Below are 23,255 nucleotides of genomic sequence, written 5' to 3'. Positions count from 1 at the left end.
TTTGAGGTTCTAGGGTCGCGCTCAGTCGAACACCCCAGGAGGCACCCGTGGCAACCCAACGCCTGTCCGACGTCGAACTCGCGACCCAGCCCGCCGCGTACTGGACCGGCGTGGCCTATGAGGCACTCATCGCCTTCACGCGGGCCTGGTACGCCGATTTCGGCTTCACCCAGCCCCAGTTCTGGTTGCTCCGCAACCTGTCGGGCAACGACATCTCACCCGACGGTCACGGCATGACCATTCCGGAGCTTGACATGGCGATGAGCACCTACCTGAGGTCCGAGGACGATCTGGAGGCCGAGGCCGGCGTTCTGCTGGACCGGGGTTGGCTCACGCGGGACGACCAGCAGCGACTCTGGATCACCGAGGCGGGCGAGGCGGCTCGCCTCACCATCAAGCAGCACGCTCCGGCGATCCGCGCCCGCATCCACCACGGGATCGACGACGCCGACTACGTGACAGCCCTGAAGGTGCTCCGGCAGATGATCCGGAACACGGACGGTCCGGCGGCCTGACCCTGGTCCGTGCGTACGCGGCTTGATCGACTCGGTTTTCTTGAAGTCGCGGTGTCGGGGGCGGGTGGATACCGCGTCTGTCGCAAAGTCGAGTCGATCACCGCGCGGGGCCGGAACCGCCGGGGCCGGAACTGCCGGTGTCAGCCGGTGTCGGTGGCGTGTCGGGGCGGTGTCAGCCGACCCGTGCAGGCTGTCCGCATGACAGCTGACCTGGTGATCGAGGCCGAGGGCCTCGTGAAGACGTTCGGGAAGACGAGGGCGCTGCAGGGTGTGGACCTCGCGGTTCCCCGCGGGACGGTGCTCGGGGTGCTCGGCCCCAACGGCGCCGGCAAGACCACCGCCGTACGCATCCTCTCCACCCTGCTCGCCCCGGATGGCGGAACCGCCCGGATCGGCGGTTTCGACGTGGTACGGGACGCCGAGCGCGTTCGGCAGAGCATCGGCCTCACCGGCCAGTACGCCTCGGTCGACGAGGACCTGACGGGGCGGCAGAACCTGGAACTGTTCGGCACCCTGCTGGAGCTGGGACGCACCGGTGCCCGGCGGCGGGCCGCCGAACTGCTCGACTGGTTCGACCTGACCGACGCCGCGAACCGGCCGGCCAAGACCTACTCCGGCGGCATGCGCAGGCGGCTGGACCTGGCCGCCAGCCTCGTCGGCTCCCCCGACGTGATCTTCCTGGACGAGCCGACCACCGGACTCGACCCGGCCAAGCGCGAGGACATGTGGAACGTGGTCCGCTCGCTTGTCGGCAACGGCTCGACGGTGCTGCTCACCACCCAGTACCTGGAGGAGGCCGACGCACTCGCCGACGCGATCACGGTCATCGACCACGGCCGGGTCATCGCGCACGACACGCCGGACGGGCTCAAGCGGGTGGTCGGCGGGCAGACCCTCGAGGTCCGGCCCTCCGACGCGGCGCAACTGCCCCGTACCGCGGAGATCCTGACCCAGGTCGGTTCCGGGGCGCAGGCCGACGAGATCCGCAAGGGTGTGCTCGCGGTGCCGGTCACCGACGACGCGGCCCTGACCGAGAGCGTCGCGCGGTTCGCCGTCGCCGGCATCGCGGTCACCGAACTCTCCCTGCACCTGCCGAGCCTCGACGAGGTGTTCTTCACCCTCACCGGGCGTACGGCATCCGACGACGACACCACCCGCCCCACGGAGGTCGCGGCATGAGCACTCTGATCGACACGGCACCCACGAAGAGCCGCGCACTGTCGACAACGGCCCCGAACCCGCGGCCGTTCCGGCTGGTCCGGCACTCGTTGGCGCTCGCCAAGCGCAGCCTGATCAAGACCTGGCGTACGCCCGAGGCACTCATCGACGTCACGTTGCAACCGGTGCTGTTCCTCATCATCTTCGTGTACGTCTTCGGCGGCGCGGTCGCCGGATCGACCCACGACTACCTGCAGTTCCTGCTGCCCGGCATCCTGGCGCAGACGATCGCCACCGGCGCCATCGCGATCGGCGTCAACCTCAACACCGACATCGCCAAGGGCATCTTCGACAGGTTCCGCTCGTTGCCGATCCCCCGCTCCGCACCACTCGTCGGCGCGGTCCTCGGCGACGTCGTCCGGTACGTCATCGTCACGGTGTCGACCCTCGCGATTGGCTACGCGCTGGGTTTCCGGATCGAGACCGACCTGTTCCGGGCGATCGCCGGGTGCCTGCTCGCGGTGCTGTTCGCGCTCTGCCTGAGCTGGCTGCCGGTGCTGGTGTCGATGAAGGTGCGCACCGCGGGTGCCGTGCAGGGCGTGATGTTCGCGCTGATCATGCCGTTGAGCTTCGCGTCGAACGTGTTCGTCGGCGCCGACACCCTGCCCGGCTGGATGCAGGCGTTCGTGGACGTCAACCCGATGACCCACCTGGTGGCATCGGTACGCGGACTGTTCCTCGGCACCCCACTCGGCAACCACGTCTGGTGGACGCTCGCCTGGTGCGCCGGCTTCGTGGCGGTGTTCATGCCGCTGGCGCTACGCGCGTACCGCAAGAAGATCTGACCTACGCGAGCAGGTCGTCCATCAACTCGCGGATCCGGCTGACGGCCGCGGCGGCCGGCCGCTCGCGCCACGCGGCCAGCAACGGCTCACGCTGTTCCTCGTCCCCGAGGATGGCGCTGAGTCGTTCGCTGCTGCCGGTGGGAAAGAACATCTCGATGTGGGTGCCGATCCGCTTCGCGAGCACGGCCAGTTCGCGGGCAGCGTCGATGTCATCCCGCTGCGCCGCGAGTTCCGCGCCACCCGACGCCCACGCCCCGATCACCGGCAGGTCCCTCGATGTCAGCGCGTCGTCGCGGGCGAGCGACAGCATCGCCGCCGAGTGGGCGGCGGCCTCGGTTCCGGACACCCACCCGGCCTGGGCCACCCGTAGGTAGAGAACCGCCGTGGCCGCCCGCAGCATCACGCGGGGCTGTGGCAGCGGTCCGACCCAGCCGGCGAGGAGACCTGTCACATCGTCAGCACGGGCGAGCGCCTCGTCGTACCGCTCGCGTTGCCAGGCGAGGTGCGCCAGGCCGAGCAGCGCCTGCGCGGTGTCCATCTGCTCGGACTGACCCGGTGTGGCCGTCTCGGCCAGCCGCCGTTCCGCCTCCGCGTCACCGGTGAGGGCGAGTTGCACGTCCAGCCGGACCCGGATCGAGCGCGCGTCCTGTGCGGCGCCGACCAACTCCATGTGCTGCACGCTGCGCCGCAGCCACTCGGCCGCCCGGGCGTCCCCGCCCGGGACCAGGAACTGCCCGACGGCACCCGCCGCCATCGCCATGCCCCAGTGGTCGCCGACGGCCTCGAAGCGGTGGTACGCCTGCTCGGCGTCACCTATCGACTCCTGCGGCAGGCCGCCGTTCTCCCGTACCGCGGCGCGCGCGAACAGCCCGAGCCCCTGCACGTACGGGTCCGGGTGCGCGATCATCTCGGCCGCGCTCTTCAAGCTCTGCTCCAGGTCGGACGCGTCGAAGCCGGGCAACGCCGAGGCGAGGGCGGTCAGCCGGGACGACACCTCGGCGGGCCGTTCGGCCAGGACCGTGCGCAGCGCCCGCCGGGCGAGCACGGCGGACCGCAGATCGGCGCTGATGCCGGCGTTGACGCTGATCACCACGCAGGTCCAGGCGAGTCGGTCGGCGTCGGGCAGTGGTCGGCCGCTGGCCGCCCCCCGCAGGATCGCCGATCGCGCTCGTCGCCCCGGGTCGTCGACGTGCAGCAGCCCGCGCGCCCAGGCGAGGACCTCAAGGTGCAGGCCCCGCACCGACCAGAGGTGGAACAGCGCGGTGGTGACGTCGATCGCGGCGGGCTCGTCGTCCTGCCCCAGTGCCCACCGCAGGCCCGCGACCAGGTTGTCCTGCTCGGCGGCACAGCGGTGCAGCGCGTCGACCTGGTCGGGGCCGACGAAGCGGCCGGCGAGTGCGACGGCCTCCTTCCGCGCCCACCCGACCAGGCCGGTCATGGCCAGCTCCCGGGCACCCGCCGCGTCGAGCCGGGCTTCGCCGTACTCGCGGACCGTTTCGAGCATCCGGTAACGCGGCGGGCCGTCCCCCTCGACAAGTGTCAACAGCGACTGTTCGACGAGTCTCGCCAGGCCGCGACGCACATCGGGGGTCTGCGCGACTGCGGCGGCGAGGTCGGCGGTGAACGGTGCGGGGATGACCGCGACCCGTTGCAGCAACTCGCGGTCGTCCACGGCGAGCAGTTCCCTGCTCCAGTCGACCAACGCCCACAGGCTCGCGTGCCGCTCCGGCAGGCCGCGTAGGGCGTCGTCGAGCAGCGCGAACCGGTCGGTCAACCCGGCGAGCACGTCGTCGATCGGCATGTGCCGCAGCCGCGCGGCGGCCAACTCGAGTGCCAGCGGCAGGTTGTCGAGGCGGTGACACAGGGCCAGCACCCGCTCGGCGTCCCAGGTCGGCACCGCACCGCCGGCCCTCGCCCGGGATTCGACAAGCGCGAGCGCGTCAGTGTCCGGCAAGGCGGTCAGCCGGTGCACCAGTTCGCCGGCCAGACCCAACGGGGCCCGGCTGGTGGCGAGCACCGCGACCTCCGGTGACGTCACCGCGACCAGGTCCGCGACGACGGCCGCCACCGCGTCGAGGACGTGCTCGCAGTTGTCCAGCACCAGCAGCCCGTCGAGGTCGGGCGCCACGGCGCGCAGCCGCTCCTCGGGGCTGAGCACCCGCCGCTCCAGGCCCAGGTTGGCGCCGGTCGCCGTGGTGTCCGCACCGCCCAGCGCGGCGAGCACCGTGGGCAGCACCTCCTCGGGCGAGCGCAGGCCGGCGAGCTCGATCACGCGCACCGACCGCCCGGCCGCCGCGGCGCGTCTCGCCACCTCGGCGGCGAGCCGGGTCTTGCCCGCGCCACCGGTCGCCACGATCGTCACCACGGGTGTCTCGGCGAGCGCGTCGGCGACGGCGTCCACGTCCCGCTCCCGGCCGACGAGGGCGGTCATCGGCCGACGCCAGGCGGCGGGCAACGCGATCCGCAGCGGTTGCCGGGGCGCCGCGGCGACGGGCGGGGCGGTGAGTTCACCACGCAGCAGCGCCACATGGACCTGTGTGACCACGGGCGACGGGTCGGTGCCGTACCGGTCGGCCAGTTCGGCCCGGAGTCGCTCGACCACCTCCAGCGCCTCTGCCTCGCGGCCCTGGGCGGCGAGCACCCGGACGAGCAGGGCGGCCGACGGCTCGTCCGGGGGCGTACGCGCGACGAGCCGCCTCAGGTCGACCTCGTCGAAGGCACCCACGCCGGCGAGTGCCGCCTGCGCGCGCAGCGCCGTGACATCCGCGAACAGTCGGGTGTCCTCGCTGGTGACCAGCTCCGGGACCGCGGGGAACAGGGCACGTGCCTGATCGGCCAAGCCGCGGGCGGCACGGACGTCGCCACAGTGGAACACGGTCCGCGCCTGGTCGACGAGCGCCCGCGCCTCGACCGCGTCGACGGTGACCTCCTCGGCGGGCAGCCGGTAGCCACCCGGCACCGCGACCACGGGCAGCCCGAGACGACGCACCCGGGACACCAGGGCCTGGACGGCGCCGGTCGCGTCGTCGGGCGGCGCGCCATCCCACACGGCGTCCACGAGCAGGCTCGTGGAGACTGCCCGCCCCCGCGCGTCGGCCAGGGCGCGGATCACCGTCGCGAGCCGTTCACCCCGAACGGGACGGCCGTCGACGGCGAGTGGGCGGAGGATCGCGATCTGCACGGACCCAGCATCCCCCACGCGCGCACGGACCCGACGCCCACCGGTCCGCCAGGCCGGCCACGGGCCCGCGACCAGCTTGACAGGCCATCATTCGGTTAGGTTAGCCTAACCTCATGCAGAGCGAGTTGGCGTCGGTCAACGGGGAGCGCAGCCTGTCCGGCGTCGACCTCCAATTGGGCTATCACGGTGTGCCGGTGGTGCACGGTGCCGCGATCAACCTCCGCGCGGGTGCCGTGACCGCCCTGGTGGGGCCCAACGGCAGCGGCAAGTCCACCCTGCTGCGGGCACTGGCCCGGCTGCACCCGATCGAGGCCGGAACCGTGCACCTCGCCGACGGCGTCACGGCCGCCAGCCTCGCGGCCCGGGAGTTCGCCCGGCGGGTCACGCTGCTCGCCCAGAGCAGGCCGGTGCCCAACGGGGTCACCGTCCGGGACGTCGTGGGCTACGGTCGCCACCCCTACCGGGGGCGCTGGCGCGCGGAGGACCCGCACGGTCCCGCCGCGATCACCCGCGCCATGGACGTCACCGGCGTTGCGACGATGGCAGACCGCCCCGTCGACGAGCTGTCCGGCGGCGAGTTGCAGCGGGTGTGGCTGGCCACCTGCCTGGCCCAGGACACTCCGGTGCTGCTCCTCGACGAGCCCACCACGTTTCTCGACCTGCGTTACCAGGTGGAGATCCTCGACCTGGTCCGCGACCTCGCGAACGATCACGGCGTCGCCGTCGGCGTCGTGCTGCACGACCTCAACCAGGCAGCCGCAGTGGCGGACGAGGTGGTCCTGTTGCACCAGGGCCGGGTCCGCGCCACCGGCACCCCGGCTGTGGTCTTCACCGAGGACGCCCTCACCGCGACCTACGGGATCCGCATCGAGGTGACCACCGATCCGCTCAGCGGACTGGTCACCACCCGCCCCGTCGGGCGGCACCAGATCCGCGCCCTGGTCTGAACACCCCTATCCACAGCAGAAGAAAGACCGTCATGACCCGTACCCGTATCACCGCCCTCCTCGCCGTCGTGGCCGCGCTGACGCTCGGCGCCTGCGGCACCACCGAGACCGCCGCGTCCCCCGAGACCTCCCCCTCGGCGGCCGGCGGCCCGGTCACCCTCACCGACAGCCGGGGCAAGCAGGTCACTCTCAAGGCCCCGGCGACAAAGGTCGTCGGGCTGGAGTGGGGCGAGGTCGAGATGCTTGTCAGCCTGGGCGTCATGCCCGTCGGTGTCGCCGACCCCAAGGGCTACGGCACCTGGGTCACCGCCGCGAAGCTCGACCCGGGCGTCAAGGACGTCGGCACCCGCGGCGAGCCCAGCGTCGACTCGATCGTCGCCCTCCAGCCCGACCTCGTGGTGATGGAGGACGACCGGGGCGGAAGCCTGGTGAGTCAGCTGGAGAAGTTCGTGCCCGTCGTGGTCGCCAAAGGCAGTGACGCCACCGACAACCTCGGCCGGATGCGCACCGACCTCACCATGATCGCGAAGGCGGTCGGCAAGACCACCGAGGCGCAGCAGCTGCTCACCGACTTCGACGCGGCCATCGCCGACGGCAGGAAGAAGATCGCCGACGCGGGTGCCGCCGGCCGGCCGTTCGCCATCGCCGACGGCTGGAAGGAGGGCAGCACCGTCAGCATCCGAATGTTCGGCAAGGGCGCGCTGGTCTCCCAGATCGGCATCCAGCTCGGCCTCACCAACGCCTGGACCGGTAAGACCGACGAGGTGTGGGGCCTGGGCCAGACCGACGTCGAGGGCATGACGGTGCTCAAGGACCCGAACCTGCGCCTCTTCTACAGCGCCTCCGACGGCGACGACGTGTTCGCCAACGGTCTCGCCGGAAACGCCATCTGGAAGTCGCTGCCCTTCGTGCGGCAGGGCAACCTGCACAAGATGCCCAACGGCATCTGGACCTTCGGCGGGCCGTTGTCCGGCAAGCAGTACCTCGACGAACTCGTCAAGACGTACGCGGTGTGAGCGTGCTGAGCGCACCCCCACGCCCGGAGCCGGCCACCCGGCCGGCTCCGGGCGGACGCCCGGCCGCGCCCCGCGTCGCCGTCGTCTTCGTCGCCGCGACCCTGCTGCTGCTCGTGGTCGGCGCGGTCCACCTCACCCAGGGCACCTCGAACGTCGGCGCCCTGGACCTGCTGCGGCTCGCCACCGGCACCGACGACGAGGCGGCCCGCGTCCTGCTCGCCGCCCGACTGCCCCGGTTGCTCGCGGGGCTGGCCATCGGCGTCGCGCTCGGGTTCGCCGGCGCCGCGTTGCAGTCGATCGCCCGCAACCCACTCGCCTCCCCCGACACCCTCGCCGTCAACGCCGGCGCGCACCTGGCGATCGTCTCGGTGGCCGCGTTCGGCATCTCGCTGCCCGCGCTGCCCGCCGGCGGTCTCGCCTTCTGCGGCGGGCTGGCCGCCGCCGGCCTGGTGCTGGCGTTGTCCTCCGGTGGGCAGGCCGGCACCACCCGGCTCATCCTCGCCGGCTCGGCGACCGCGCTGGCGCTCGGGTCGGTGACCACCCTGCTGCTGCTCCTGTTCGAGCAGGCCACCATCGGGCTGTTCGCCTGGGGCAACGGCTCGCTGGTGCAGAGCGACCTGAGCGCGCTGACCCAACTCGCCCCGGTGATCTTCGGCGCCATCGTCGTGCTGGTACTGCTCGGGCACCGCCTCGACATCCTCGCCCTCGGCGACGACACCGCCACCGTGCTCGGCCTCGACGTGCGGCGTACCCGGCTCACCGTCGTGGTGCTGGCCGTGCTGCTGTCCGCCGCGGCCGTCACCCTCACCGGCCCGGTCGGTTTCGTCGGCCTGTGCGCCCCGGTGATCGTCCGGCTGCTCGGCCCCGTGGTGCCGGGGGTGCACCGGCACCGCGTCCTGCTGCCGTTGTCCGGCATCGCCGGCGTCATCATCGTGCTCGGCTCGGACGTGCTGTTGCGCGCCGTGCTGGGTGGGCAGGCCGGGGTGGACATCCCCACCGGCGTGGTCACCACCCTGTTCGGCGCGGCGATCCTCATCTGGCTGGCGCGCCGGCACCGCGACGCCGGCCCCACCCGCCGTCCGCCCGGCGGCCACGCGGCCGTCCGCTCCGCCGCCTTCCACCGGGGCGTCGTCGCGGTCACCGCCGTCCTGACCGTCTGCGCCGTGACGGTCGGCATGCTCGCCGGGGACACCTGGGTGCTGCTCGGCGACGTCGTCAACTGGGTCAACGGCAGCACCGGGCCGGCGTACACCTTTGTGCTGGACCAGCGGTGGCCGCGCGTCGCCGCGGCGGTCCTGGCCGGCGGGGCGCTCGCGGTCGCCGGCACCACCGTGCAGGCGGTCTGCCGCAACCCGCTGGCCGAACCCGGCATCCTCGGCATCACCGCCGGCGCCGGGCTGGGCGCCGTCTCCCTGCTCACCTTCGTGCCGCTGGCCGGGGTGTGGGCCGTCTCCGGCGTCGCCGGGCTCGGCGCGATGCTGGCGTTCGCCCTCGTCTACGGCCTGGCCTGGCGCGGCGGGCTCAGCTCCGACCGGCTGGTGCTGATCGGCTTCGGCACCTGGCAGGGCGGCATGGCGGTCATCACCTACCTGGTCGTCGCATTCGACCCGTGGAACACCGGCAAGGCGCTGACCTGGCTGTCCGGCTCCACCTACGGTCGGCTGCCCACCCAGGTGCTGCCGGTGCTGATCGCGCTGCTGGTGCTCACCCCGGCCGTGGTCGCCGCCCGTCGCGAACTCGACCTGCTGGCCCTGGACGACGACACCCCCCGGGTGTTGGGCGTCCGGCTGGAACGCACCCGGTTGATCGCGCTCGGCGCGGCGGCGCTGCTCACCTCCACCGCCGTCTCGGCCGTCGGGGTCATCGGCTTCGTCGGCCTGGTCGCTCCGCACGCCGCGCGGGCGCTCGTCGGCGGACGACACTCCCGGGTGCTCCCGGTGGCCGCACTGCTCGGCGCGGCGCTGGTCAGCATCGCCGACACCCTCGGCCGGACGGTCATCGCCCCGGCCCAGATCCCCGCCGGCCTGGTCACGGCCATGATCGGCGCACCGTACTTCGTCTGGCTGCTGTGGCGCTCCCGCGCCGTGGCGAGCACCACCCGGTAGACGCCGGCCCGAGTCGAGAGAGGCACCATGACCGAGACCCTGCCCATCGCGCCGTACCGCGTGTTCGCCGTCACCGTCCGCGCCGTACGCCGACTCAGCCCGTCCTTCACCCGGGTGACCTTCACCGGAGCGGACCTCGACCGCTTCGCCGACAACGGTGACGACCAGCGGATCAAGCTGGCGTTGCCGCTGCCCGGTGAGCGCGGGGTGGACCTTCCCCAGGGCGCGGACTGGTACGCGACCTGGCGGGCCCTGCCCGAGCACCGACGTCCCCCGATCCGTACCTACACCGTGCGGGCCGTCCGACCGCACCTGGCCGAGGTCGACGTCGACCTGGTGCTGCACGGCGACGGCGGGCCGGCGACGCGCTGGGCGCGGCGGGTGGGCGCGGGCGACCAGATCGCCATCGTCGGGCCGGACTCCGCCTACGAGGGTGACCACGGCGGGGCCGAGTTCCGCCCGTCGGCCGGGAGCAGCCTGCTGCTGGCCGGGGACGAGACGGCCGTGCCGGCGATCGCCAGCATCTGCGAACGCCTGCCTCGCGAAGCCCGGGGCGTCGTCCTGCTGGAGGTGCCCGACGCCGACGACGTGCTGCCGTTGGCCGCGCCCCCCGGCGTCGAGGTGCGCTGGCTGCCCCGGGGCGACGACGCCCACGGCAGCCGCCTGGTGCCCGCCGTCACCGTGGCGGCGGGGGAACTGCTGGCCCCGGGCGCGACGGCGGCCACCGCGCCGGTCGCGGACGTGGACGTCGACACCGAGATCCTGTGGGAGGTCCCCGACGAGGTGACCGTGACACCGCTGTACGCGTGGCTCGCCGGGGAGGCCGGCGTCATCCGGAACCTGCGCCGACACCTGGTCGCCGAGCGGGGCCTGGACCGGCGCGCGGTGGCCTTCATGGGCTACTGGCGTCTCGGCCGCGCCGACGAGGCCTGAGACCGACGCCGCCTGCCGCCTCCGGGGCCGACAGGTGTACGCGGGGTCCGTCGCGGACCCCGCGTACAGTTTCGGGTCGGACTTGGGGTGGGCCGGCTGGTTCCGGCACGGGAAACGGGACGAGACACAGACACATGACGGTGGACAACATTACCGAAAACGGTCAAGGCGGCATCGACCGCGATCGGCTGGAGGCCTGCCTCGGTGTCTTCGAGGCCTTGGAGGCCCTGCCCTCCGACCACCCGGACGTGGTGCGGGTGCAGCGGGCCACCGCCCGGCTCTACAAGGTGATCAAGCAGAGGCGGCGTGAGGAACGGCGGGACGCCATCCTCACGGCCGACCGGGCGGTGACGGAGGCCACCGCCACCGGCGCCCCCGGGCGGATCGACGACGAGACCCAGGGCATCCCGCTCGCGTCCTCCGCGGCGGGTGAGACGGCGGGCTTCCTGCACAACCCCCGCGGCTGCTACGTGTGCAAGCAGCGCTACCGCGAGGTGGACGCCTTCTACCACCAGCTCTGCCCGTCCTGCGCCGCGCTCAACCGGGAGCGCCGCGACGCCCGTACCGACCTGACCGGCCGGCGCGCACTGCTCACCGGCGGTCGGGCGAAGATCGGCATGTACATCGCGCTGCGTCTGCTGCGCGACGGCGCACACACGACGGTGACCACGCGGTTCCCGCACGACGCGGTGCGCCGGTTCGCCGCCATGCCCGACAGCGGGGACTGGCTGCACCGTCTGCGCATCGTCGGCATCGACCTGCGCGACCCCGCCCAGGTGATCGCCCTCGCCGACGACGTCAGCAGCCAGGGCCCCCTGGACATCCTGATCAACAACGCGGCGCAGACCGTCCGCCGCTCCCCCGGGGCGTACGCGCAGCTCATCGCCGCCGAGGCCGCGGCCCTGCCGGACGGCCCCCTGCCCGAGCTGATCACGTTCGCCAAGCCGGACGGCCAGAACGGCCCGGTGGGCAGCCTGACCGCCGGGCCGCAGTCCACCGCGCTCACCCCGCACGCGCTCACCGCGCTGGCACTCACCAGCGGCTCCGCCTCGCCGGAACGGATCGCCGCGTCCACGGCCATCGACGCCGGTGGTCTCGTGCCCGACCTCGACTCGGTCAACAGCTGGGTCCAGCGGGTGCAGGAGGTCGACCCGGTCGAGCTGCTCGAAGTGCAACTGTGCAACGTCACCGCGCCGTTCGTGCTGGTCAGTCGACTGCGGCCGGCGATGGCCGCCGCGTCGGCCCGCCGCAAGTACGTGGTGAACGTGTCAGCGATGGAGGGCCAGTTCGGCCGCGGCTACAAGGGGCCGGGGCACCCGCACACCAACATGGCCAAGGCCGCGCTGAACATGCTGACCCGCACCAGCGCACAGGAGATGCTGACCGACGGCATCCTGATGACGAGCGTCGACACCGGCTGGATCACCGACGAACGCCCCCACCCGACGAAGATGCGACTGGCCGACGAGGGTTTCCACGCCCCGTTGGACCTGGTGGACGGCGCCGCCCGGGTGTACGACCCGATCGTCCGCGGCGAGCTGGGCGAGGACCTGTACGGGTGTTTCCTGAAGGACTACGCGCCCTGTGCCTGGTGAGCACCGACACGACGAGTTTCGACGAGGAGAAGACTCATGGCATCTGATCGTGAACCGTGGCCGACGCTTGACGAGCTGCTGCGCGAGGAGACCGAGCTGGAGCTCGCGGGCCTGTCCGAGACGGACGCGTACGAGCTGGGGCAGCTCGCCGTCGCCGCGGCGAGGGAGCAGCGGCTGCCGGTTTCGGTGGGCGTGTGGCGGGCCGGGCGTCAGCTGTTCCACTGTGGCCTGCCCGGGTCGACGGCGGACAACGACGGGTGGCTGCGACGCAAGGGGCGGGTGGTGATGCGGTTCGAGCACTCGTCGCTCTACATGGCCCGGTTGTGCCAGGACAAGCAGGTGACGCTGGCCGAGAAGTTCGGTCTGCCGGCCTCCCGCTACGCGGCCGCTGGCGGTGCGGTGCCGTTGCGCGTACGCGGCACCGGCGTGGTGGGCTGGGTCGGTGTGTCCGGGCTTCCGCAGCTGGACGACCACCGGTTCGTCGTCGACATCCTGCGCAAGCTACCCCGCTAGTCAACGGGCGCGTCGGTTGGCCCGTAGGGCGCCGACGAGCACGCCGGGCCTGGCCAGTGTGAGTGGGTGCTCCCGCATGGAGACGACCTGGTTGAACCGTCGCGCGATCGCCACGTCGGTGACGGTCGCGGCGATGATCTGCCGGCTGGCCCAACTGGTGATCCGGTATCCGCGCGGATAGGGCCCGTCGACGTGGGGCAGCCCCAGGTCGGCGGAGGTCGACGTCGACCACGCGGCGTCGACCACGACCTTCTGCAACGCGAGGTACTCGTGTGCGGGGGCGGTCAGATCCGGGCGGGTGCGCAGGTACGTCGACAGGCAGGCCGCGTGCAGGGCCGCCGCCGTCATTCCCTGCCCGTACACCGGGTTGAACGACGCGACGGCGTCGCCCACGCTGACGAGCCCGCCGGGAAACCGCCGCAGCGCGTGGAAGTCGCGCCGTCGACTGTCGGCATGGTGGTAGGTCTGGACGTCGCCGAGCATCTGCTGGCCGGCGACCTCACCGAACTCGGGTGGAAACTGCTCCCGGAGTCGACGGACGAAGTCCTCGGCGGTGGAGCCGGGGCGGTGGTCCCCGTAGCCGGCCATCATGGCCATCCACCGACCGTCCTCGATGGCGAAGAACGCGGCGCCGGCCACGTCCGAGGACATCTTCGGGGTGTGCAGCGCCAGGGCCACCGTCGCGGCCTCCGCCTCGGCCGGGCGGCGGAACAGGGCCGTCGCGTAGTTGAGGTGCACGGTCATCCGCCGCGTGACCGGCCGGTCCCAGCCGGCCTGCTCCAGCCAGGCCGACAGTCTGCTCGACCGCCCCATGGCGTCCACCACGAGGTCACCGCACTCCACACCGGGCGACCCGCCGACGTCGCAGCGGACCCCGGTGACCACGGTGTCGTCGAACACGAGACCCGTGGCACGGGCGGTGACCGTCTTGACGTTGGGCAGTCGCAGCACCTGTTGGCGGATCAGCCCCTCCAGGAGCGGCCGGCTGCCCGCCAGGCTGTCGGCGTCGTCGGGGACGACGACCCGCAGGCGACCGTCGAGGTAGTTGCGCCTGGCCGCGGGCGGCGCCTCGACCGCCCCGCGCGCCACGGCCGCGTCGCGGAAGCCGGGAAACAGCCGTTCCAACTGCAGGAAGCCGCCGGGCAGCAGCGCGTGCAGCTGCGTCCCCTGGGGTACGCCGGGACGCGCGCCGCACCCCTGCGGGTCGTCCCGGTCGATGATGACGACGCTGTCGGCGTAGTCGGAGAGCACGCGGGCGGCCAGCAGGCCGGCGACACTGCCGCCGACCACGACTGCCCTGCCCAGGACCGGGGATGGCTGATCGGGGGGTCGCACCGCGTTCAGCTCGGCGAAGACGCGGGCGCGGGAGAGGGACATCGTGCTCTCCAAGGGTATGGATGGTCGTTCGGTGTGACGCCCGCCGATCGTCGCACAGGCACCACACATTTACCGAACGTGTCCTGATGGTGACCATGTGTTGACCAATGGATGAGCGTGACCGAGGTGGGGAGGCTCGGTTGGCGCACGTCGATGTCAGCTGTCACGATTCCCGGCATGCCCGTTGCGCGTCGTACTCTGCTCGGGGCCGGTCTGGCCGCCGCGACCGCCACCCTCACCGGCTGCGGTGCGGACGGCGGGCCGAAGCCAGGCCCGGGTGATCCCGGCGACGCGGTGACCGCGACCGACGCCGCCGGCAACCGGGTGGGGTTCGGCGCGGCCGGTAACAGCGCGGCCCCGTCCGGCTCGCCGAGCGCCACCGCGGCGCCGAGTGGCGGTGCCGGGCCGGCCGGCCAGGCCCGCTACGCGCAGGGCGTGACGACCCTGCTCCGCAGGCACCTGCCCGCCACACCGCAGACCGTTGCGCACAAGGGCTTTCCGGGTGCCGTCGCGGTCGTCCTGGTCGACGGGAAGACAACTGTGCACACCGCCGTCGGGGAGGCGCTGCGCTACGGCGCCGGCCCGAAGCTCCTCCCGGCCAGCCAACGGGTCGCGATGCGCCCCGACTCGATCTTCGACCTCGCCTCGGTCACGAAGGTGTACACCGCCATCCTGCTGCTCCAGCAGGTCGACAGGGGACGCGTCGACCTGGGCGCCCCGGTCCGCGACTACCTGCCGGCCTTCGGCGGAGCCGGCACCGAGCGCGTCACCGTCGAGATGCTGCTGACCCACACCAGCGGCCTGCCCGTCGGCGCCAAGGTCACCGGCCTCGCCGACAGTGCCGCCCGCTGGAACGCCGTGCTCACCACCGGGTTGGTCTCCGGCGCCGTGCCCGGGGACACGTTCCGCTACTCCAGCGTCGGGCTCATGATCGCCGGCAAGATCGTCGAGAAGGTCACCGGTCAGCGGCTCGACCAGGCGCTCAAGAGCAACCTCACCGGTCCGCTGGGCCTGCGCGACACCGGTTTCCACCCCAACACCTGGTTGTCGGGCACCGCCCGGGCCAGTCGACTCGTCGCCACCGACGCCCGATCGTCGCGGGGCCTGCTCCGTGGCACCGTCCACGACGACGTCGCCAACCACCTCGGTGGCATCGCCGGTCACGCCGGCGTCTTCGCGACCGCCACCGATCTCGCGGCCATCGGTCAGCTGCTCCTCGACGGAGGCACCCACCAGGGCAGGCGGATCCTCGCCGCGGCGACCGTGCGCCGGATGCTGACCAACCACAACGCCGGAAAACCCGCTGTCGACCCGGAACGGCCCAACCGGACCGCCGCCCACGGCCTCGGCGTCGTTCTCAACCAGAGCTGGTTCATGGGCCGGCTCACCTCGGCCCGGACCTTCGGTCACACCGGCTTCGCCGGCCCGTCCCTGCTGGTCGATCCCAGCCGCAAGCTCGTCCTCGCCCTGCTCACCAACCGCGCGCACCCCAACTGGAGTTGGTCGAATCCCGATCCGGTCCGTGCGGCGGTCGGCGACCTGCTCGCCAACGAGGTCAACTGAGCGACGGCCGACCGGAAGGTGTGGACCTGTTCAGCCCGGCCACCTCGGCGCACCTCGGCCTCCTCGGGATCAGCCCGGGACGGTCGCGGGGACACGCTCGCGCGTCCGTCGACCGACGGCGAAGCTGACCAGCCCCAGGGCCAACCCGATGATCCCGAGGACCACGCCGACCCGGGCGGGTGCGAGATAACCGAGCCCGGCGGCGATGGCGACACTGCCCAGGGCGGCGCCCAGGCTGTTCGCGATGTTCATGGCCGACTGGTTGACCGCCGCACCCATCAACTGCGCTCCCGGTGCGACGGTGATCAGGCGCGCCTGCAGGACCGGGCCGAGGTAGAGGCTCGTCGCACCGACCAGGAACGCGCCCACGAACAGACCGACCCGGGTCGACGCGACGAGGCTGAACGCGGCGATGCTCACGATCATCGCGACGAACCCGATGACCATGCTCCGCCGCAGGTCACGGTCCGCGAACCAGCCACCCAGGGCGTTGCCGACGGTCATGCCGAGACCCACCGCGACAAGCACCCACGGCACCGTCGCGGCGGAGAGCCCGGCGACGTCGGTGGTGACCGGTGCGAGGTAGCTGTCCACCGCGAAGAACCCGGCGAAACCGACCGCGCCGGTCGCGGCCACCAACCAGACCTGCGGGGTGCGCAGCGACCGCAGCTCGGCGGCCGGCGACCCGTCGACCGCCGCGGCCACCTCCGGGACGACCGCCAGCACCGCCAGCAGCGTGAGCACGAACACACCGGCGATGACCAGGTACGCGACGCGCCAGCCGGCCGCCTGCCCGAGCCGCGTGATGAGGGGCACGCCGACCACGTTGCTCACGGTCAGGCCGCCGAGCACGGTGGCGAACCCCCGGGCCTCGTTACCGGGGCCCATCAGCGTCGCCGCGAGCAGACCGGCCGCTCCGAAGTACGCGCCGTGCGGAAGCGCCGCCGCGAACCGAGCCACCAGCACCAGGTCGAAGGTGGGGGCGATCGCGGACCCGACCGTGCCGACGGCGAAGAGCACGAGCAGTCCGAGCACGAGCCTCTTGCGGGGCAGGCGCGCGCTCAGCGCGGCGATCAGGGGCGCGCCCACGACCACGCCGAGCGCGTACGCGGTGATCATCCAGCCGGCTCGCGCGACCGCTCCCGAGGACGACTGGGCGTACTGCGGCGCGAGCAGATCGCGCGCGATGTCGGGCAGCAGGCCCATCGCCACGAACTCGGTGAGGCCGATAGCGACGCCACCCAGTGCCAGGGCGACAAGCGCCGCCACCCGTCGACCGCTGCTCATTCCGATCACCGAGAAAATTTAGCAACAGCGTTGCGTAATAGGGTGGCGAGATGACTCGCATCACTGCGGACGTCAGGTTCCTGCGCGGCTACAACCAGGCGCTGGTCATGGCGGTGGGGCGTACCGCCCGACGGTTCGAGCGGTCGACAGTTGTCGAGGCCACCGGCCTGACCCCACAGGCGGTCTCCAAGGTCATCGCCCGGCTGAGCGCCGAAGGCCTGATCCGTCCCACCGATGTCCGGCGGCCGGGCGTCGGCAAGCCCGCGGTCGTCTACGAGCTCGTCCCCGACAGCCGGTACGCGATCGGCGCCCACGTCGCCCGGCGCACGCTGCGGCTGGTCCTGGTCGACCTCGCCGGCACCGTGCGGCACTCCACGGTCAGCCCACTGCCCGGCGACTTCACCCCGCCGCAGCTTCTCGACGCCCTACGCTCCGGCATCGACGCGATGGCCGGCAACGCCGACCTGCGCGGCCGACTCACCGGCGTCGGCATCGGCATGATCGGCCCACTGGACCACGCCCACGGCCTGGTCCGCGGCGCTCACGGCCTGCGGCACTGGCACGACGTGCCGCTGCGCGAGATCGCCGAGGAGCACCTGGGCCTGCCCATCCACCTCGACAAGGACGTCACCGCCGGGATCACGGCCGAAGCCTGGCGACACGGCGCGACGTTCGGCGACGCGGCACTCATCATGATCGAGTCTGGGATCGGCGGAGGCTTCTGGCTGGGCGGTGCGGCCCACCGGGGCGCGCACACCAACGCGGGAGAGTTCGGCCACACGGTCGTCGACCTGGACGGCCCCCGCTGCGTCTGCGGCCGGCACGGATGCCTGGAGATCGTGCACCAGCACGCCGCCGACGCCGGAGACATGGCACGCGCGGCCCGTGTCGTGGCGGTGGGCGTCGTCAACCTGCTCCAGACCCTCGACCTCGCCCACGTGGTGCTGGCGGGAGCGGACCTCCTCCGACACCCGGACACCTATCTCGCGGCGGTCACCGAGGCCGTCTCGGCGGATGCGCGACGCGCGAACTGGCTCAGCACGCGGGTGACCCTGTCCAGCCTCGGCGCGGACGCCATCGCCGCGGGCGCCGCCATGCAGATCCTCGACCAGCACTACGGCATCCCGGAGCTTGCCCCGACCTGACCGCCGGCACCCCCGCGCCTACACCGCGGCAGGGGGCGACAGCGCCATCTTCTGCCAGTTGCGGAACACGAAGCGGTGCACCGACTTCAGCCCGACCCAGAGCGCCGGCTCCAGCGCGAGCCGGCCAAACCCTCGGACGGTCACCGTCGTGGTCCGGATGACCCGGGTGCCGCCGTTCACCGGAGTCAACTCGAACAGGTCACCGAGTTGGTCGACGAAACGGTGGAAGTGGAGGTTCGTCGACTCCATGTGGAAGGCCAACCGGGCCGGCGGCTCCCACACGGTGATCCGCTGCCGCACCACACCCTGCTCGGAGACGCACTGCCGGGCGGCACCGACCTCGCCCGGTCCGTCGGGCAGTCGGCACGACGTGGGTCGGGGCGTCCCCAGGTAGAACACCGGGCAGCGCGGCTGCAACTCCAGGCGCGAGTCGCAGAGCGCCGGCCACAACACGTCGGGCGAGTGGGGCATGGTCCATCCGGTCCGCACGATCACCCGCACACCGTAGGCCGGGCATCCACGGCGGCGTATCGGCCCTCTGGCCCGCCCACGTTCCGGCACCGCCCGCCCCCACCGTCGAATGCGGACGAACGCACAACCTCGTGCGTCGGGACCTTCTTCCAACGAAGGCGGATTATTTGCTCCATAGATGGAGCGGACGCTACGCGGGTCTTCGACTAAATCCAACCAAATGGGCACCGGCGCAACCTCACCGTTCCACATCGCTTCCGCTGACGCTCCCGCCGCGACGGATTTCGTGATATCGGCCAATTAGTGGCAGCCCTCTTATGCTAAGAGAAAATCGTACCTGCCCGAAGCTGAAATGTAGAAAACCTCCGGCATCGGGTGACTGAGGCCGAAGTGTTTATTGACCCATCCAATCACGGCCGCCCGCAAGCCCTCCGGTTGGTATTGCGTCAGGACCAAGTAACCGAAGACACTACTACGACCACCGCAGCGCCAGGCTTGAGAGACTCGATATCAGAGGCAACATCCAGAACACCAAGCCTGATCATCTCAAGGTCGCCAGCATCAAGGTGTGGTTCGTCCACCACAAGAAAGACATTACCACTCAGCCACGCACCGCTGAATGGTTCCCCGTCCGGATAGTAGTGTCCAGCCTGGATCCTGACGTAGATACCCCAGCCGGCAAGTCGGACCCGGAAGACGTGTTCGGTCTCTCTACTCACGAAAAGTCCAACTTGTCAAAGACTCGGGCACTGAAGAAGCGCCCATATCAATAACGTTCGGAGATTATTCAAGGGACAGGTCGCCGGCATAAGCCGATATCGACGTCACGGCCGCCGCGTCCGCCTGCACCTGAATGCGAGCCGATCCCCACAGGACTTCCAGCATCAGCGAATCATCCTGCGAGGCCAGTTCCATGCTGGCCCAACCGCGGTGGTTCCAGCCCGCCAGGGAGAGGTCCTTGATGCCAATCATCGTCAGGCCGACCTGCACGACGTTGAAGCCCTGATCGCGCCATTTTCTCGGCGCATTCGTCGGGAACTCCGGCAGATCGAATCTCAGGACGGCCGACGGGCCATCCCGCTGGAGCACAACCTCGTGCAACAGGATCTTCTCCAACGAAGGGGGGTTGTCCGCTCCGTAGATGGAGCGGACGCCTCGCGGGTCTTCGACTAAATCCAACCAAGTGGGCACGGGCGTTACCTCACAAAAGGATAGTGGTCGGTGGTCCCCGGAACGTGTCCCGTTCTCGTATTCTCCGGCGGCCGGACGTTGAAGTGTGGACCCTGGTTACCGACCCCGCCGTCGAATTGGTGACCAGCGGCGTGGTCCTGGATGACCACCTTACTGCCGTCCGGTCTGGTGTAGACGTATTCCCGCGTGATGATCGGCCGGTTGTTCTCGTCCAGAATCCGCCTGCCCCACTTGTCCGTCATCGGCACACGGTTGACTGCATCCGGATGCTGCGATCGCGGTATACCCAGGTCACGCTTCGCTTGGTTCAGAGCACCATTCCGGCCGACCTGGGCGGATGGGACACACGGCGCGAGACCGAATGGGTCGATGAGATCAGTAGGGTTGTCAACATAGGCGTAGGGGTTCGGGGCCGGAACGAGTCCGAGTGGGTCAGGAGACTGGTATCGGCCGGTCACCGGATCGTAGTAGCGGTGGTAGTTGTGCGAGGCGCCGGTTTCCGGGTCGTGGATCTGGCCGGGAAAGCGCAGCGGGCAGTCGACACCCGTGGTGCTGGTGTGGGTCGGGATGCCCCAGATGGTGGTGCGCTGTTGCCAGGCGATTGCGCCGTCCGGGCTGACCAGTTCGGTGGGTGTGCCGACCAGGTCGGTCACGATCGCGTAGAAGCGGCGGTCCACCTCATCCTGGTCGGTCGAGGCGTCGGTCTGGCTGATCGGGGTGAACGTACCGGGGGCGTATTCCCAGGTGCTGGTGCGGTCGCCGTCGTCGCCGCGGTGGGTCTGCTCGATCAGGCGCGGGCCGTCCCAGGCGAAGTCGACCTGCTCGACCACGCCATCGTCGGCGTCGAGGCGTTGCTTGGCGACTCGGCGGCCGAGCGCGTCGTACCGGTAGCGCCACCGGGTGCCGTCCGGGGTGGTGACGGCGGTCAGCCGGTCCTCGCTGTCCCAGGTGTAGCGCCAGGTCGAGGGCTTGGTCGAACGCTCCTTGCGCTGCCGCAGCGTGACCCGGCCAGCGGCGTCGTGTTCGTAGCGCACGTTCCCGGCCCGGCGGATCAGGGTTCCCGTGTACTCCCGCTCACCCCGAGCGCCGCCGTCGCCGTCGCCGTCCGCACCAGGCCAGGCGGCACTGGCCACGTTGCCGGCCTCGTCGTAGGCGTATCGCTCGGTCCAGTCGTCGGCCTGGACGGCGGTGATCCGGCCGGCCCGGTCCAGCTCCAGCCGACGCTCCCCGGTGACCTGGTCGACGGTGCCGGTCAGGTAGCCGTCAGCGCGGTACTGGTAGGCGCGGTGGGCGACCAGGTCCGGCACGTCGCTGACGGCAGGGCTCGCCGTGAGGATCTGGGAGAGCAGCCGGTGGTTGGCGTCCCAACTCTGGGTCAGCGCGAGACTGCCGACCGCCCGCCGGGTCTCCCGGCCAGCCGCGTCGTGGGTGAAGCTGACCGTCGCGCCACCGGTGTGCAGAGCCACCGGCCGGTGCCCGGGGTCATATTCCCAGGCGCTGTCGACCCCCCCGGGGGTACGCCGGTACGTCCGTCGGCCAAGCGCGTCGTAGGACGAGGTGACAGTCTGCCCGTCGCGGATCTCGGCGAGTACCCGACCCAGCGGATCCCGCTCGAACCGGAGGTCGATCTCGGGTGCGGTGGCGTGCAGCAGCCGGCCGACCGGGTCGTACCCGAAGGTGGTGACGCCCTCGGCGGTGCGCTTCTGCACGACGTTGCCCAGCAGGTCACGGACCAGCTCAATGGTCTGCCCGGCGCCGTTGGTGCGGGCCACGAGTTGGCCGGCGGGGTCGTGCGTGTAGGTCTGCGTGCGGCCGTTGAAGTCGGTCTCGGCGACCAGCCGCCCACCGGGGTCGTAGTCGTAGCGCCAGACGAGCCCCTGCGGATTGGTGACCGCGGTGAGGCGCAGCTCGGTGTCATAGGCGAAGGTCAGCCGGGCGCCGTCCGGCCCGGTACGCGCCACCGGCAGGTCGAAGGGGCCGATCTCGAACTCGGTCGTCGCCCCGGTCTGGTCGGTGTGGGTGACCAGGTTTCCTTCCGGGTCGTAGGTCCATTCCTCGCTCACCCCGTCCGGACTTCGCCGCCACGCCGGCCGCCCCTCGACGGTCCAGCCGAGATGGGTGGTGCCGCCGACGGGGTCGGTTACCTCGACAACCCGTCCGGCGGAATCCCGCCGGTAGGTCGTCACCGCGCCGGTGGGCTCGGCGACCTGACTGATCAACCCCGCCGGATCCGTGGCCACCACCAGGACGCTGTCCAGGGCGTCGGTCACCTCGCTGAGGTGACCGCTCTCGCCGTAGCGGTATCGGGTGGTCGCGCCAATGGGATCGGTGATCATGGTCAGGTTGCCGCGTTCGTCGTACTCACGGCGCCAGATCGCACCGTCGACGTCGGTGACCACGACCGGCTGACGTAGCTCGTTGTACGCGGCCGTCGCCCGGCTGCCGTCCGGGCGGGTGACCTCGACCAGGTTGCCGTCGTCATCGTAGGACCAACGAGTGATCCGCCCCAGCGCATCGGTCTCGGACAGCTTCCGATCGAACCGGTCCCAGGTGAACGCCGTGACATGACCCAGCGGGTCCGTGACTCGATGCGTTTGACCGCGCCCGGTCAGCTCATAGATGGTGCTGTTGCCGAGTGAGTCGTCCACCGCGGTCGTCCGCTCGACCGGGTGGTAGTGCAACCGCGCGGACAGGTACCCGCCCGAACCGGTCGCGGCCACGCAACGACCCTGCTCGTCGTAGGTGTAGCGGTACTCCTGCTCGTTACGATCCAGCCAGCGAACCAACCGGCCGTCATCGTCATAGCCGAACTTGAGGGGAAGCCCGGACCCGTTGACCACCTCGGCGAGGTGACCGTCCTCGTCGTAGCCGAACCGCACCAGCGTCCGGGCCCCACCGGACGGTTCCGCGTCGAGCAGACTCAGCGCCGCCACCCGACCCTGCAGGGTGTCGACAGCGATCCGATACCCACCACTGTGCCGAACCTCGGTGACCACACCGTCGCGCCAGTCCACGTCGATCCGATGACCATTGCGGTCCGTCACGGCAACCAGGGGCAACACCCGAACAGGGCCACCGCCGCCCTCCGGCTCAGGCTGCTCCGGCACCGTTCGGAAGTGCAGGGCGCGACCGGTCTCCGGCTGCTCGACCCGGAAACCGTCCGCGGTCGGAGTGAGCGGCCAACGAGGACCCGCCGCCGGCATGACCTGCCCGCCACCATCCCCGCGTGTCGGGTAGGACAGGACCATGCCGTCCTCGGCGACGAAGCACACCCCCTGCTCGTCGACCTCGACCCGCTGATCAAGCGTCGACGCCCACGACGGCCCAAACCACCGACCCACCCGATACGACGACACGTGACTACGGCCGAGGACAAGCGGAAGCAGACCCGGCAACTCAACATCGGTCTGGGC

The 23,255-nt window shown here is 71.2% G+C and carries 18 protein-coding genes; 11 read left to right on the top strand and 7 right to left on the bottom strand.

Annotated features, from left to right (window positions below; genetic code table 11):
* The first annotated feature begins 47 nt into the window (after positions 1–47).
* From AB0B57_RS27935 to AB0B57_RS27925, 3 genes are all read left to right on the top strand, one after another.
* Positions 48–515 carry a MarR family winged helix-turn-helix transcriptional regulator gene (locus tag AB0B57_RS27935; protein ID WP_357076030.1) on the top strand — a complete coding sequence of 156 codons (468 nt, stop codon included), beginning with the start codon at positions 48–50 and terminating at the stop codon, positions 513–515.
* Between the two features lie 198 nt (positions 516–713).
* A complete protein-coding gene (locus tag AB0B57_RS27930; RefSeq protein ID WP_357076027.1) occupies positions 714–1,694 on the top strand; it encodes an ATP-binding cassette domain-containing protein in 981 nt (326 codons plus the stop codon).
* Positions 1,691–2,518: an ABC transporter permease gene (locus tag AB0B57_RS27925; RefSeq protein ID WP_357076024.1), complete on the top strand. Its 828-nt coding sequence runs from the start codon at positions 1,691–1,693 to the stop codon at positions 2,516–2,518. The genes AB0B57_RS27930 and AB0B57_RS27925 overlap by 4 nt, the downstream gene beginning before the upstream one ends.
* Position 2,519: 1 nt before the next feature.
* Here the strand turns inward: AB0B57_RS27925 and AB0B57_RS27920 are convergent, their stop codons facing one another.
* Positions 2,520–5,699, bottom strand: a complete 3,180-nt coding sequence (locus AB0B57_RS27920) for a BTAD domain-containing putative transcriptional regulator (protein ID WP_357076021.1) — start codon at positions 5,697–5,699, stop codon at positions 2,520–2,522.
* 113 nt (positions 5,700–5,812) lie between these two features.
* Here AB0B57_RS27920 and AB0B57_RS27915 point away from each other — a divergent pair, with 113 nt between their 5' ends.
* From AB0B57_RS27915 to AB0B57_RS27890, 6 genes are all read left to right on the top strand, one after another.
* Positions 5,813–6,646, top strand: coding sequence for an ABC transporter ATP-binding protein (locus tag AB0B57_RS27915; RefSeq protein WP_357076018.1), 834 nt, complete (start codon positions 5,813–5,815; stop codon positions 6,644–6,646).
* 32 nt (positions 6,647–6,678) lie between these two features.
* Positions 6,679–7,662 (top strand): iron-siderophore ABC transporter substrate-binding protein, encoded by a 984-nt coding sequence (locus AB0B57_RS27910; RefSeq protein WP_357076015.1) that lies wholly within the window; start codon positions 6,679–6,681, stop codon positions 7,660–7,662.
* Between the two features lie 2 nt (positions 7,663–7,664).
* On the top strand, positions 7,665–9,767 hold the full coding sequence (locus AB0B57_RS27905) for an iron ABC transporter permease (RefSeq protein ID WP_357076012.1): 2,103 nt from the start codon (positions 7,665–7,667) through the stop codon (positions 9,765–9,767).
* 27 nt (positions 9,768–9,794) lie between these two features.
* Positions 9,795–10,700 (top strand): siderophore-interacting protein, encoded by a 906-nt coding sequence (locus AB0B57_RS27900; RefSeq protein WP_357076009.1) that lies wholly within the window; start codon positions 9,795–9,797, stop codon positions 10,698–10,700.
* A 134-nt stretch (positions 10,701–10,834) separates the two neighbouring features.
* Complete coding sequence (locus AB0B57_RS27895) at positions 10,835–12,295, top strand: SDR family NAD(P)-dependent oxidoreductase (RefSeq protein ID WP_357076006.1); 1,461 nt, start codon at positions 10,835–10,837, stop codon at positions 12,293–12,295.
* A gap of 36 nt (positions 12,296–12,331) precedes the next feature.
* Positions 12,332–12,808 (top strand): heme-degrading domain-containing protein, encoded by a 477-nt coding sequence (locus tag AB0B57_RS27890; protein ID WP_357076003.1) that lies wholly within the window; start codon positions 12,332–12,334, stop codon positions 12,806–12,808.
* Here the strand turns inward: AB0B57_RS27890 and AB0B57_RS27885 are convergent, their stop codons facing one another.
* The gene (locus tag AB0B57_RS27885; RefSeq protein WP_357076000.1) at positions 12,809–14,185 is read right to left on the bottom strand and encodes an FAD-dependent oxidoreductase; all 1,377 of its coding nucleotides are present in this window, start codon (positions 14,183–14,185) and stop codon (positions 12,809–12,811) included.
* 177 nt (positions 14,186–14,362) lie between these two features.
* On the opposite strand from AB0B57_RS27885, the gene AB0B57_RS27880 reads away from it, so the two are divergent.
* Positions 14,363–15,748 carry a serine hydrolase domain-containing protein gene (locus AB0B57_RS27880; RefSeq protein ID WP_357075997.1) on the top strand — a complete coding sequence of 462 codons (1,386 nt, stop codon included), beginning with the start codon at positions 14,363–14,365 and terminating at the stop codon, positions 15,746–15,748.
* A 69-nt stretch (positions 15,749–15,817) separates the two neighbouring features.
* Here the strand turns inward: AB0B57_RS27880 and AB0B57_RS27875 are convergent, their stop codons facing one another.
* A complete protein-coding gene (locus AB0B57_RS27875; protein ID WP_357076289.1) occupies positions 15,818–17,035 on the bottom strand; it encodes an MFS transporter in 1,218 nt (405 codons plus the stop codon).
* Positions 17,036–17,085: 50 nt separating this feature from the next.
* Here AB0B57_RS27875 and AB0B57_RS27870 point away from each other — a divergent pair, with 50 nt between their 5' ends.
* On the top strand, positions 17,086–18,180 hold the full coding sequence (locus tag AB0B57_RS27870) for an ROK family protein (RefSeq protein ID WP_357075994.1): 1,095 nt from the start codon (positions 17,086–17,088) through the stop codon (positions 18,178–18,180).
* A gap of 18 nt (positions 18,181–18,198) precedes the next feature.
* On the opposite strand, the gene AB0B57_RS27865 is transcribed toward AB0B57_RS27870, so the two are convergent.
* From AB0B57_RS27865 to AB0B57_RS27850, 4 genes are all read right to left on the bottom strand, one after another.
* On the bottom strand, positions 18,199–18,675 hold the full coding sequence (locus AB0B57_RS27865; RefSeq protein WP_357075991.1) for a hypothetical protein: 477 nt from the start codon (positions 18,673–18,675) through the stop codon (positions 18,199–18,201).
* Positions 18,676–19,097: 422 nt separating this feature from the next.
* The gene (locus AB0B57_RS27860; RefSeq protein WP_357075988.1) at positions 19,098–19,370 is read right to left on the bottom strand and encodes a hypothetical protein; all 273 of its coding nucleotides are present in this window, start codon (positions 19,368–19,370) and stop codon (positions 19,098–19,100) included.
* A 64-nt stretch (positions 19,371–19,434) separates the two neighbouring features.
* Positions 19,435–19,842 carry an Imm50 family immunity protein gene (locus AB0B57_RS27855; RefSeq protein ID WP_357075985.1) on the bottom strand — a complete coding sequence of 136 codons (408 nt, stop codon included), beginning with the start codon at positions 19,840–19,842 and terminating at the stop codon, positions 19,435–19,437.
* Positions 19,843–19,847: 5 nt separating this feature from the next.
* A partial coding sequence (locus AB0B57_RS27850; protein WP_357075982.1) for an HNH/endonuclease VII fold putative polymorphic toxin occupies positions 19,848–23,255 on the bottom strand: 3,408 nt, incomplete at its 5' end.

The sequence above is a fragment of the Micromonospora sp. NPDC049101 genome, from assembly GCF_040648675.1.
Taxonomy (GTDB): domain Bacteria; phylum Actinomycetota; class Actinomycetes; order Mycobacteriales; family Micromonosporaceae; genus Micromonospora.
This window is presented reverse-complemented; position numbering and strand designations above follow the sequence as displayed.